We start from the raw sequence: 12,516 nt of genomic DNA on the forward strand, positions 1-12,516 counted from the left end.
TCAGGCTCCTCTTTCATCAATCGGTCGTTTTTACGAGGAAGCGCATGCGCTCTTCCTCGGTCACCGTGGGTTTGAGACGTTCTTCCTCGTCGGTGACGACGGGGATGGCCGCGATCAGGGCGCGGGTATAGGGATGGGCCGGTTCGGCGAAGACCGCCGACGTCACACCCTCTTCGACAATCTCGCCGCGCAGCATGATGGCGATGCGCGAGCAGAAATTGCGCATTAGCGACAGGTCGTGCGAGATCATCAGATAGGTGAGGCCAAGCTCCTCGCGCAGCTGCAGCAGAAGGTCGATAACCGTCTTCTGCACGGAGACATCAAGTGCGGCCGTCGGCTCATCGAGGATGAGGATTTTCGGCTCGGCCGCGAGCGCCCGGGCAATCGCCACGCGCTGCTTCTGACCACCGGAAAGCTCGTGCGGATATTTGCCGAGATAGGATTGCGGCAGCCGCACCAGCCCCATCAGTTCCTGCATGCGGCTTTCACGCGCAGGCCCGTCCATGCCTATGGATTTCAGCGGCAGGGCAAGCGTCTGTTTCACCGTGCGCTTCGGATTGAGCGAGGTGCCCGGATTTTGATAGACAATCTGCGTCAGCCGCTTGCCGCGCTCAGGTGCCGGGGCGTCAATGACAAGATTGCCAGACGTGGGACGCGAAAGACCCATGATCATGCGCGCGACCGAGGTCTTGCCGGAACCGGATTCGCCCGCAAGGCCAAAAACCTCGCCTTCCTTCAGCGTCAGGTTCACATCCCGCACGGCGTGATAACCGTTGCGGCGGCCGTAAATCTTATTCAGCCCTTCGATGGTGACGATGGGCGAGCGCGTGCTCTGCGCCAGATCGGTAACGCGTGGGCCATAAAGCGGCGGCACGGCATCCAGCAGCGAACGCGTATAATCCTCGGCAGGAGCATGTAGGATTTGCGTGCAAGGACCGGTCTCGACGATATCGCCGTGATGCATGACCACGACCCTGTCCGCCACCTTGCGCACGACGCCGAGATTGTGGGTGATCATCAGCAGCGCCATGTTTTCTTCGGCAACCAGCTGGTTGATGAGGTTGAGGATTTCATCCTGCGTCGTCACGTCAAGCGCCGTGCCCGGTTCGTCGGCGATCAGGAGCTTCGGCTGGTGCAGCAGCGCAAGTCCTATCAGCACGCGCTGGCGCATGCCGCCCGAAAGTTCGGAGGGATAGGCGTTCATGACCCGTTCGGTATCCGCGAGCTGTACCCGACGCAGCACGGCCGCGATACGGTTGCGGCGCTCGGCCTTGGACGAGTTGATGCCGTCGCGCTTGTCGGCAAAACGCATGACATCATCGAGATGCGTGCCGATCTTGAAGACCGGATTGAAGGACGATAGCGGGTCCTGCATGATCAGTGAAAACGCGGTCCCCTTCAGCGCCTCACGCTCCCTGCGCGGCATGGACAGCACATCCCGGCCATCGATGATGATGGCACCTGATGTGATCGCGGCGTTTTTCGGCAGGGTGCCGATGATCGCCTTGGCGGAGACCGATTTGCCCGACCCGGTTTCGCCGATCAATGCTACGCGTTCGCCGGCGGCAACCGTGAAGGCGACATCGCGCAGCACCTGCCGGGTGCGGCCGTAATTGGTGAAGGTGACGTTGAGGTTTTCGACCTTGAGAAGCGGTTCAGTCATGGCCTTAGCTTTCCACGTCGAACATGTCACGCAGGCCGTCGCCCAGCAGGTTGAAACCCAGCGTCACGTAAAGCACGGCCGCACCGGGGCAGAGCACTTCCCACCAGAAATCCGGCATGAACTGGCGCCCGTCGGCGACCATCGATCCAAGGTCAGGCGTCGGCGGTTTGACGCCGAAACCGAGGAAGCTCAGCGTCGCCCCGAACAGGATGACGAAGGCGGCATCGAGCGTCGTCTTGACCGAAATGACCGAAACGCAGTTGGGCAGTATTTCGCGGAAGAGGATGTGTAACGGGCCGGCACCGGCAAGACGCGCCGCCTCGATGTAATCTTCCGAAGCGATGGACTTCGACACCGAATAGATCAGCCGCGCATGCCAGGTCCACCACAGCAGCGTGATCGCGATCATGGCGTTCATCAGCGTCGGTTCCAGCAGGTTGGAGACCGCGAGCGCCATGACGAGTGGCGGCATGGCCAGCATCACATTCGTCAGGCCGCTGATAAGTTTTTCAGTCCAGCCGCCGAAATAACCGGCGATGAGGCCAAGTACGGTTCCGACCGGCACCGAAATTCCGAGCACGCCGATGACGAGAAGCAGCGAGACCCGAAGCCCGAAGATGGTGCGGGAAAAGATATCGCGCCCTGCCTTGTCGGTGCCGAACCAGTGTTCGAGATCCGGCGGCATGTGGCGGGCGCGGAAATCGACGACCGCGCCGATATGTTTCGGATAGGGCGTAAGCCATGGCGCGAAGACCGCCAGTACCAGCACCGACAGAAGGATCAACGAGCCGATGACCGCCGCCGGATTGCGGCTGAAGCGATACCACATCATGTAACCGGCGCTTAAGCCTCGATCAGTGGGTTCGAGCATTTTCATATCGGCCATCAGCGAGCCTCCTTGCGGCGCAGGCGCGGGTCGATGATCGAGATCAGAACATCCACGATCAGGTTCGCAACGATGAAGAACAGGCCGGCCACCAGCACCACGGCGGTCACGGCGTTGAGGTCTTTCTGCAGGATGGCGTTGAGCCCATAGGAAGCAAAACCGCCCCAGGCGAAGACCATCTCGATCACGAAGGCATTGCCGATCAGCGACGCGAATTCGAGACCCATGATCGTCAGCGGCGCTATGGAAGAGAGCTTCAGCAGGTAACGGAAGATGATGACCCGCTCCGGCACGCCGAAGCTTTGCAGGGTGAGCACATGGTCCTTGCGCTGGTTCTCGATCATCGAGGAGCGCGTGATGCGGGTGATCTGGCCGATGCCGGCCATGGAAAGTGCGAAGGCCGGCAGTGCGAGATGCTTCAGCGCATCGAGCACGACGTCGAAACGTCCGGCCAGCGTGCCGTCGATGAGGATGAAGCCCGTCGGGCCGCCCTGCCAGCCAAGCCCGTGATCGAGCCTGCCGATGATCGGCCAGCCGGAGAGAAACCGGGCGGCCAGCAATTGCAGCGTGATGGCGAAAAGAAAGCTCGGGATCGTGACCCCGGTGAGCGAGAGGATGCGACCGATATGGTCAAGCGGCCGATCGCGGTAATGCGCAGTGATGACGCCGAGCGGGATGGCAACGGCAAACATGAAGATGACCGAGACAAGTACCAGCTCCACGGTAGCCGGAACGGTCTGCGCCAGATCGGTAGTCACCGGGCGTTGCGACACCAGCGAGAAACCAAGATCGCCGTGCAGGGCATTGCCGATATAGTCGAGATATTGGACGGCGAGCGGCTTATCGAGGCCCATCTCGCCGCGCAGCGCGTCCACCTGCTCCTGCGTTGCCGCAGGACCGAGCGCCATGCGGGCGGGATCGCCCGGCACCACTCGGGCGAGCACGAAAATCATGATGGACAGGGCGATCATGACCAGCACGAAGGTGCCGAGCCTGTTCAAAATCGCGACCAGCGGATGTTGCTGCATCGGTGGAACGTTCCTTGTGCATCGGTTGCGTGAGCACAAGTTTTCACCACATGTCCCTTTGAACAATCTGGAAAAGGTATAGTTTTTTGAAAGATGAGTATAGGTTTTTAAGATTAAATCCCCTATGCCTTTGCGAATGACGCTGCTTCCCCGCACCCGCCTCTGCCGTCGCATCGCCAGCGAGACCGCCGGCGTGGTCTTTCTGCGGGCGCCTGCGGGTGCGGGAAAAAGCGTGTTGCTGGAAATGCTCGCAAAAGAGCTCGGAACCGAAGTGTGCCGCACGCACCAGCCGCGAAGCGACGAGACCGCGAATGGCTGTCTCCTGTGGGACGTGCCGGTTTTCGCACGGGCCGCGCGCATGCCGGCCGCCATTCTGGAAGCGGTGCGTCTGGTGGTGATCGCCTGCAGGCCGGATCAACGGATCAGCGGACTGGCCCGGCAAATCCTGCATCGCGGTTCGCTTACCATCGGATCGAATGAACTGCTTCTTGGTGAGGACGAGGTGAAAGACCTGCCACCTGAGCAGAAACGTCTCGCACTCAACGACTATGCGAGTTGGCCGGCTTTTCTGTCACTGGCGCGTTTTCCGAATGAAACGCTGTGTGTCGACTATCTGCGGGAAAACTACCTGCCGCATCTTTCTCCCGCCCAGACGGTTGAGCTTTTGTTCTGGCTGGAAAACCCCTCTGCGGAGCCAGAGGCGGACTGGACCGAACTGCTGCCGCCTTTCCTGACGGGAAACCCCGAAAACCACCCCACTCTGATACGGCTTCTGAGCGTGGCTGCTCGGGAACGTCTCGCCACCCTGCAGGCAGGCAGCGCCGTGGTGGAGGTCGCATCGGCTTTCGAAAAGGAAGGACGGGCGCTTGCGGCCATGGCGATGCTGCTCGACCGTGGTTATGAGACCCATGCCGCGCAAATCCTTGAACGCGCCCATGGCCGCGAACTCATCTACAGGAGCAGCGTCGACAGGTTTCGCGAGATCATCATGCGGTTTTCGCAGGATATGATCGCAACGAATGAAACCGTGCTCTTCGCCGTTACCCGCGCCCTGCTGAAACAGGGGGAGTTGCAGCGCGTGCGCCATCTGCTCGGCAAAAGCCTCGGATCGGACTACCTCGATCCACTGAAAGTGCTTGCCCGTGGCTCACGCTTTTCCTTCGCCGCCCGCACCTTCCGGCTGAATCTGATGATTGCCGAGGATCTGACCCCAAACGACGCGGTAATCACGCGTCTGGGGGAATTCATGGCCGACTATCCCATGAACGATCACGGCAAATGGGCGGCCTATTACAACGCACTGCTGGAATTCGAAATCCGCCGCCGCAATTTCCGCGAGGCGGAGGCCGCCGCCGCACGCGCTCTGATCTATCTGCGCAAGATGGGCGGTCAGCCGCTGCTCGAATTTTTCATCCATCTGCACCAGATCGTGCTGCGGCTGATGAGCGGCGATACGCTTCTGGCACGCCACGCGGCACAGGAGGCGCGTGCGCGGCTGGAACAGGTGCCGCATGACGCCGTGCAGGAGTTCCGGATGCTGCGGCTGGCGGAAGCCTGCCTCGCCTATGAGGCGGGAAAACCGCGCGACCTGCTGCATTTCGTCGAACATGAATTCGATCATTTCGCTGCGGCCGAGATATGGCCGAGCCTGATGCAGTTCGCCCTGCATTATGCCTCGCAGGTGCTGATCGATCATTTTCCGATGACTGTGCGCCCCGGTTTTCTAGACGGTCTGTGGATCCACCTTTCGGAAGGGCTGCAATTCCATGCGATGATGGAGATCAGGACGGCCATCGCCTATCAGAACGCCAACCGCTGGGCGGATGCGGCCGCGACGCTTTCGGCGATCCGCATGCCCATGGGCCGCAACTGGGTGGAGAGCGCGCATGAGGATCTTTCCCGCCTGACGCGGCGCGATGAAATCGCCTATGTCATGGCCTGGCTGCGCGATGCGGTGCATCTTTTCACGCCGCGCGCCTATCTCTCCCGCCAGATCGACGCGATGATCGCCAATCCCAAGGTCACCAACCGCGAGAAGGTCGCGCTGAGAATCTGGCAGAGCTATGCCGCGCACCAGCGCCGCGACAACGCCGCCGCCCGCGCCCATATCCTCACCGCCCTTGAATCGGCGACCCGCCTTGGCTGCAGCGGTGTCCTGTCGGAGGAGCGCGTCTTCCTCTCACCGCTCCTGAACAATCGCCGCATCCGCAGCTTTATCGAAACCTCGTCCGATGTCCGCACCGCGCTGTCGATTTTCGCCGCCTCGGTGAATTCACCGCAAGCGCGCGCCCTGCATGGCGGGCTTTCGCAGCGGGAAGCGCAGATGCTGCAACTGCTCGCCAGCGGCATGTCGAACAAGAAGATCGCCCAGACGCTCAACATCTCGGAAGTGACGGTGAAGTTTCACCTCGGCAACCTGTTCCGCAAGCTGGATTGCAAACGCCGCGCGGAGGCGATCCGCGCGGCGAAAGCACTGGGCTGGCTATAAGACTCAGCGGTTGTTCTTCTTGCGCCATTCGGCAAAAGCCGTCTGGTGCTCTTCCTTCGTGCAGGGGTAAAGCCCGATGATCGTCTGGCCGGCCTTGACCTGTTCCACCACGAAATCCTCATAAGCCGTCATTTCCACCGCCTCGGTCGCAACGTCGTCGGCAATGCCCGCGGGGATGACGATGACGCAATCGGCGTCGCCGACAATGATGTCACCCGGAAACACCGGCGCATCGCCGCAGCCAATCGGGCCGTTGATCTCGATTGCCTCGTGTTTGGTGAGGTTGGTGGGGCTGGAAGGGCGGGTGTGGTATGCTGGAATATCCAGCTCGGCAATGGTGGCCGCATCCCGGAAACCGCCATCGGAAACGATGCCGGCACCGCCGCGAACCATCAGGCGGGTCACAAGAATATCGCCGGCCGAGGCGGCGGTCGCATCCTTGCGGCTGTCCATGACGAGCACATGGCCCGGCGGGCATGTTTCGATGGCGACACGCTGCGGATGGGCGGGATTGCGGAATTCAACAAGCTGGTTGCGGTCTTCGCGGGCCGGCATGTAGCGCAGGGTAAAGGCCGGACCCACCATGTTCTTGCCCTTGTAGCCCAGCGGGCGCACACCCTGAATGACCTGGTTGCGCAGACCCCGTTTGTAAAGCGCCGTCGCCAGGGTAGCGACGGAAATCGTCATCAGTTTTTCGCGCGTTTCATTGTTCATGTCTGTCTCCTCGCAATGGGCGGATGGATGTGTTTCAAGTCCTGTGAATGGGCTCGTCTGTGAAGACGCCGCCCTGATATTTCGCTATCGCGGCCTCCGGGTCGGGGTGCGGTACGTCGCGTTCGATTTCCGCCCGGTAATGTGCAGCATTGTCGCGCCGCTGCCAGCCGAGAAAATCGACATGGGAATTGTCCCACCAGCTGTCGTCATTGGCCGAAACGCCCCAGATGACCGGGCAACCGAGTTTCTGCACGCGGAAGGTGGCCTCGATCAGCGAAACGAAGTCACCGTGGCTGAGCCAGGTCGACAGCATCCGCCAGTTGGAGGGCTTTTCTTCGCAAGACCCTATACGGACGATGGCCGTCTCCTGGCCGAATTTGGAGTGGTAGAGGCTTGCCATCGCTTCACCGAAAATCTTCGAGACGCCGTAAAGGCCGTCCGGCAGAAAGGGCGTTTCCGGCTCGAGCTGCTGTCCCTGCGGATAATAACCGATCGTGTGGTTGCTGGAAGCGAAGAGAATGCGCGGCAGGCCGTTCTGCCTCGCCGCTTCGTAAAGATTGTAGACGCCGCGAAGATTGGCGGCCTCGATGGGATCAAAAGCCTTTTCCACCGAAATACCGCCGAGATGGACGATGCCATCGCAGCCCTTCACCAGTTCATGAACCGCCGCCTCGTCTTCGAGCCGGCAGCGAACAAGCTCCTCATGGGGTGCTGCCTCACCGAGATCGACGACGTCGGAAAGACGGATCGTCTCGGCGACATGGCCAAGCCGCCCGCGCAGCATGCTGCCAAGCTTGCCGCCGGCGCCGGTGATGAGTAATCGCTTTAACATGTCGCGTCCTCAGAAAATATCGGGCTCGCCGGCGGTGCGGCCGAAATCCGTCTGCAGGAAGTCGAAATCGCAGCCTTGATCGGCCTGCGTGACATGCTTGGAGAAGAGATAACCATAACCGCGTTCATAACGCGCTGCCGGCGCCTGCCAGGCGGCGCGGCGGCTGGCGATTTCCTCTTCGCTGACCAGCATGTCGAGACGACGCTGCGGCAGATCGAGGCGCACGATATCGCCGGTCTTCAGGAGCGCCAGCGGGCCGCCGACGAAGCTCTCCGGTGCGACATGCAGCACGCAGGCGCCATAGGAGGTGCCGGACATGCGGGCATCGGAAATGCGCACCATGTCGCGGTGACCCTTCTTGATCAGCGCCTTGGGGATGGGCAGCATGCCCCATTCCGGAAAACCGGGACCGCCGAGCGGACCGGCATTGCGCAGCACCAGCACATGATCCGGCGTGACATCGAGGTTTTCGTCGTCAATCGCCTTCTTCATCTCCGGATAGCTGTCGAAGACCAGCGCCGGGCCCTCGTGAACATGATACTTCGGATCGCAGGCGGCGGGCTTGATGACCGCGCCATCCGGACAAAGATTGCCGCGCAGCACCGCAAGCGAGCCTTCCGCATAAACGGGATTATCGAGCGAGCGAATGACGTCGTCATTATAGACCTTCGCACCCTCGAGGTTTTCGCCCATGCTGCGGCCGGTCACGGTCAACGCCGAACAGTCGAGACGGCTTTCGAGCTGCTTCATCAGCGCCCGCAGGCCGCCGGCGTAATAGAAGTCCTCCATCAGATAGTCTTTGCCGGAGGGGCGGACATTGGCGATGAGCGGCGTGACCCGGCCAAGCTCGTCCAGTTCATCCAGCGTCATCGGCACGCCGGCGCGGCGGGCCATGGCGATTAGATGCACGACGGCATTGGTGGAGCAACCGGTCGCCATGGCGACGATGGCGGCGTTGCGAAAGGCGATCGCGGTCAGAATACGGTCCGGCGTCAACTCCTCGGTCACCATCTCCACGATACGCCGGCCGCAACCCGCCGACATGCGCTGGTGTTCGGCATCCACCGCTGGAATGGAGGAAGCTCCCGGCAGGGTGAGGCCAAGGGCGTCGGTAATGGCGGTCATGGTCGAGGCGGTGCCCATGGTCATGCACACACCGGCGGAGCGGGCGATGCCGCCCTGTACACCACGCCATTCCTCGTCCGTGACGTTGCCGGCGCGGCGCTCGTCCCAATATTTCCAGGCGTCCGAACCCGAACCCAGCACCTTGCCGGCATAATTGCCGCGCAGCATCGGCCCGGCAGGCAGATAGATCATCGGCACACCGGCCGAGATCGCGCCCATGACGAGGCCGGGGGTCGTCTTGTCGCAACCGCCCATCAGCACCACACCGTCGAGCGGATGCGAGCGGATCATTTCCTCCGTCTCCATAGCCAGCATGTTGCGATAGAGCATCGATGTCGGCTTGGTGAAGCTCTCATCGACCGAAAGCGAGGGCATTTCGACGGGGAAACCGCCAGCCTGCAGCACACCGCGTTTCACATCCTGCACGCGCTCGGGAAAATGCGAATGACAGGTATTCAGCTCCGACCAGGTGTTCAGGATACCGATGACGGGTTTGCCGACAAAATCCTCCTCCGCATAACCGAGCTGCATCATGCGTGAGCGGTGGCCGAAGCTGCGCAGGTCGTCGGGAGCAAACCAGCGGTCGGAACGGAGTTTTTTATCGGTCATGTCAATGGTCCTGCGTTGCGGGTTGCGCCAAAGGCTGTCAGTCCTGCCGGAGCGTCAGCCCGCTCGTCGTATCGAAAAGATGAATGTGTTCCAGCGGCGCCGACAGGCGGATAACTTCCCCCGCCGAAGTCGAGGTCTGGCCGGAAAGATGCAGCGTTACCGGAGTGCCATCACCGAGATTACCATAGAGATAGGATTCCCCACCCAGCTGTTCTGCGGTGCGCACAGACATGGTCAGCGCGCCGCCCTCACCCGGCTGCACATGGTTCGGGCGGACGCCGAGCGTCACCTTCTGGCCGGGCTTGTAGGAAAAGCCGGTCTGCGGTAGCGGGATCAATTCGCCGGTGGCGATCTTCAGGGATGGCGTTGCATCCGAGGTCACTTCGCCGGCAAAAAAGTTCATCTTCGGCGAACCGATGAAGCCTGCCACGAAGAGATTGGCCGGGCGGTTATAAAGATCGAGCGGCACACCGAATTGCTCGAGCTTGCCGGCGCGCAGGACGGCGATCTTGTCGGCCATGGTCATGGCTTCCACCTGATCGTGCGTCACATAGATCATGGTATTGCCGAGGCGCCGGTGCAGGCTTGAAATCTCGCCGCGCATGTCGACGCGAAGTTCCGCATCGAGGTTGGAAAGCGGCTCGTCGAAAAGGAACACACGAGGCTCGCGCACGACGGCGCGGCCGATGGCGACGCGCTGGCGTTGGCCACCCGACAGGTCCTTGGGGCGGCGCTCGAGAAGCTGGTCGATTTGCAGCATCTTGGAAACCTGGGAGATCTTTTTGGCGATATCCTTTTTGGAGGTGCCGATGTTCTCAAGCCCGAAGGACAGGTTTTCGCGCACCGTCATATGCGGATAAAGGGCATAGGACTGGAATACCATGGCAAGGCCACGATCTGCGGCCGGCACCGTGTTGACCACATCACCGCCGATGACGATATCGCCGCCGCTCAGTTCTTCGAGACCGGAGATCATGCGCAGCAGGGTCGACTTGCCGCAGCCGGAAGGGCCGACGAAAACACAGAACTCGCCGTGTTTGATATCGAGATCGACACCCTTGATCACATCGAGGGCACCATATGTCTTTTTGACCTGACGAAGCTCTATACTTGCCATTGTCGTGTTTCCTCCCTGAGGATTATTTGCCGCCCGTCGATGCAATGCCGGTGGCGATGTATTTTTGCAGGAACATGAAGACCAGCGCGATCGGGGCGAGTGTCAGCACCGTCATGGCCAGAAGATTGCTCCATTCCGTCGTCATCTCCCCCTGGAAGGAGTTGAGCGCCAGTTGCAGGGTGAAGTTGTCGTTGCGGGTCAGCACGATCAGCGGCCAGAGGAAGTCGTTCCAGCGCCACATGATCGCAAGGATGGCAAGAACGGCAAGCGCCGGAGCCGAAAGCGGCAGGATGATGCGCCAGTAAATCTTCCACTCGCTCGCCTTGTCCATACGCGCTGCATCGAGGATTTCATCCGGGATCGTCAGCATATATTGCCGCAGCAGGAAGACGCCCGTGGGTGTCGCTGCACCGGGAATGATGACGCCCCAGAGACTATTGATCATGCCCAGCTGGCTGGTGATGAGAAACAGCGGCACGAGCACGACGGTCTGCGGGATCATCAGCGTGCCGACAACCAGCGCCAGCACCGCACCCCTGCCCTTGAACTGGTATTTCGAGAGCGCGAAGGCCGCCATGGAATTGACGATCAGCATGATGATGGTGGAGGTCACCGTGATGAAGGTCGAGTTCCAGAAATAGAGCGGAAAATTGAAGCGCTGGAAAAGCTCGGTGTAGTTTTCCGTCGCCAGCGCCACTTTTTCAGCCGGTTTCAGCTCGTTGAACGGCATCTTCAGGACTTCGGTTGGCTTGGCCGGGTCAACCACCTGGGCCACGAGGCCGATGCGGCGGACCATGCCGAACTTGCGGCCATCCTTATCGACATAGGCCGGCAGCGGCGCTGCCTGCCCATCCACCACCACAGTTTCCTGGCTATAGGGCAGAAGGCGCGGCGGAAACCGCTGGAGATCGGCTTCCGTCTTGAACGACGAGAGCACCAGCCAAACGACGGGACCGAACATCATCAGCACGGCCACGCCGAGATAGGCATAGGACAGCCAGTCGGTCCAGTGCAGCTTGCCGTTACGGCCGCGGGTACGGGTCAGAAATGCGCCAATCCTAGCCATCGACCTTGCTCCTGTTTGCCCGGAATTGCAGGGCGGTCAGCACCACCAACACCACAGCGAGCAGCAGCGAAGCGGCAGCCGCAAGGCCAAAATTGCGGGGCGTCCCGGCAAAACCGGTCTGATAGATGAACTGAATGATGAAGGTGGTCGCCGAACCCGGGCCGCCACCCGTGAAGGCAAAGACTTCATCGAAGGTCTGTACGCCCTTGATGAGCGAGAGGACGAGAACGACGAGCATGGTGGGCGCCAGCAGCGGCAGCGTGATGCGCCGGAAGATGCGCCAAGGGCTTGCCTTGTCGAGCTGCGCCGCCTCATAGACATCACGCGGGATCGCCTGCAGGCCGGCCAGAAGAATGAGCGTGTAAAAGCCCATATGCGCCCAGACCGACAGGAAGACCGACCAGCCGAAGGCAAGATTGGCTTCGAGCAACCAGTCCACCGAGCCGAGGCCCAGCCCCTCCATCGCCGCATTGAGAACGCCGAAACGCTGGAGAATCCACTTCCAGATCAAGGCCACAACGACAGGCGACAGCAGCACGGGGAAGAAGAAGACGGCCCGGAAGAACCCGCGCGCCCGGATATCGCGGTTGAGCACGATGGCCGTGATCAGCGAGAAGCCGACCATGAATCCAACCTGCAGCACCACGAAGAAAACCGTGTTCCAGACGGAGCGCCAGAACAGGTCACGCTGACAGGAATTGGGGTCGAGGTAATTCTGACAGGAAAGAAGGACCGAGAAATTTTCGCCGCCCACGGCAGGGCGTTCGGAAAGCAATATGTGTTCGCTGCCTGTCACGGAATAGGCCATGTTCAGCACGATCGGCAGAAAGGCGAAGACCGCAAACAGGATCAGGTTGGGTGTGAGAAACACCCAGGCAATCCGCCGATGGCCGAGAACCTTCTGCAGAAAGGCAAAGGGCAGTTCGACGATGCCCATGACGGGCGCAAGAAATTTATACATGAGGGTCCTCCTTCGATCCGGCGCGGC

The 12,516-nt window shown here is 60.9% G+C and carries 10 protein-coding genes; 1 reads left to right on the forward strand and 9 read right to left on the reverse strand.

Annotated elements, in window-relative coordinates:
• Nucleotides 1–16: 16 nt before the first annotated feature.
• The 3 genes from AGR7B_RS16170 to AGR7B_RS16180 are packed head-to-tail and all read right to left on the reverse strand — an operon-like array spanning nt 17 to nt 3,577.
• Nucleotides 17–1,663 carry an ATP-binding cassette domain-containing protein gene (locus tag AGR7B_RS16170; RefSeq protein WP_080857317.1) on the reverse strand — a complete coding sequence of 549 codons (1,647 nt, stop codon included), beginning with the start codon at nt 1,661–1,663 and terminating at the stop codon, nt 17–19.
• Between the two features lie 4 nt (nt 1,664–1,667).
• On the reverse strand, nt 1,668–2,549 hold the full coding sequence (locus AGR7B_RS16175) for an ABC transporter permease (protein ID WP_020813268.1): 882 nt from the start codon (nt 2,547–2,549) through the stop codon (nt 1,668–1,670).
• Complete coding sequence (locus AGR7B_RS16180; protein ID WP_059753288.1) at nt 2,549–3,577, reverse strand: ABC transporter permease; 1,029 nt, start codon at nt 3,575–3,577, stop codon at nt 2,549–2,551. Before AGR7B_RS16180 ends, AGR7B_RS16175 begins: the two co-directional genes overlap by 1 nt.
• Before the next feature lie 136 nt (nt 3,578–3,713).
• Here AGR7B_RS16180 and AGR7B_RS16185 point away from each other — a divergent pair, with 136 nt between their 5' ends.
• A complete protein-coding gene (locus AGR7B_RS16185; protein WP_162934180.1) occupies nt 3,714–6,065 on the forward strand; it encodes a helix-turn-helix transcriptional regulator in 2,352 nt (783 codons plus the stop codon).
• 3 nt (nt 6,066–6,068) lie between these two features.
• Here AGR7B_RS16185 and AGR7B_RS16190 read toward each other — a convergent pair whose 3' ends face one another.
• The 6 genes from AGR7B_RS16190 to AGR7B_RS16215 are packed head-to-tail and all read right to left on the reverse strand — an operon-like array spanning nt 6,069 to nt 12,489.
• A complete protein-coding gene (locus AGR7B_RS16190; RefSeq protein ID WP_065657222.1) occupies nt 6,069–6,779 on the reverse strand; it encodes a ribonuclease activity regulator RraA in 711 nt (236 codons plus the stop codon).
• Nucleotides 6,780–6,813: 34 nt separating this feature from the next.
• Nucleotides 6,814–7,611 (reverse strand): NAD-dependent epimerase/dehydratase family protein, encoded by a 798-nt coding sequence (locus AGR7B_RS16195; protein WP_080857318.1) that lies wholly within the window; start codon nt 7,609–7,611, stop codon nt 6,814–6,816.
• A gap of 9 nt (nt 7,612–7,620) precedes the next feature.
• Entirely contained in the window at nt 7,621–9,345 is a 1,725-nt protein-coding gene (gene araD, locus AGR7B_RS16200) for an L-arabinonate dehydratase (protein WP_080857319.1), read from the reverse strand.
• Between the two features lie 37 nt (nt 9,346–9,382).
• Nucleotides 9,383–10,462 (reverse strand): ABC transporter ATP-binding protein, encoded by a 1,080-nt coding sequence (locus AGR7B_RS16205; protein WP_080857320.1) that lies wholly within the window; start codon nt 10,460–10,462, stop codon nt 9,383–9,385.
• Nucleotides 10,463–10,484: 22 nt separating this feature from the next.
• Nucleotides 10,485–11,528 carry a carbohydrate ABC transporter permease gene (locus AGR7B_RS16210; protein WP_121490429.1) on the reverse strand — a complete coding sequence of 348 codons (1,044 nt, stop codon included), beginning with the start codon at nt 11,526–11,528 and terminating at the stop codon, nt 10,485–10,487.
• The gene (locus tag AGR7B_RS16215) at nt 11,521–12,489 is read right to left on the reverse strand and encodes a carbohydrate ABC transporter permease (protein WP_020011947.1); all 969 of its coding nucleotides are present in this window, start codon (nt 12,487–12,489) and stop codon (nt 11,521–11,523) included. Before AGR7B_RS16215 ends, AGR7B_RS16210 begins: the two co-directional genes overlap by 8 nt.
• Nucleotides 12,490–12,516 lie beyond the last annotated feature (27 nt).

Source organism: Agrobacterium deltaense RV3 (assembly GCF_900013505.1).
Lineage (GTDB): Bacteria > Pseudomonadota > Alphaproteobacteria > Rhizobiales > Rhizobiaceae > Agrobacterium > Agrobacterium leguminum.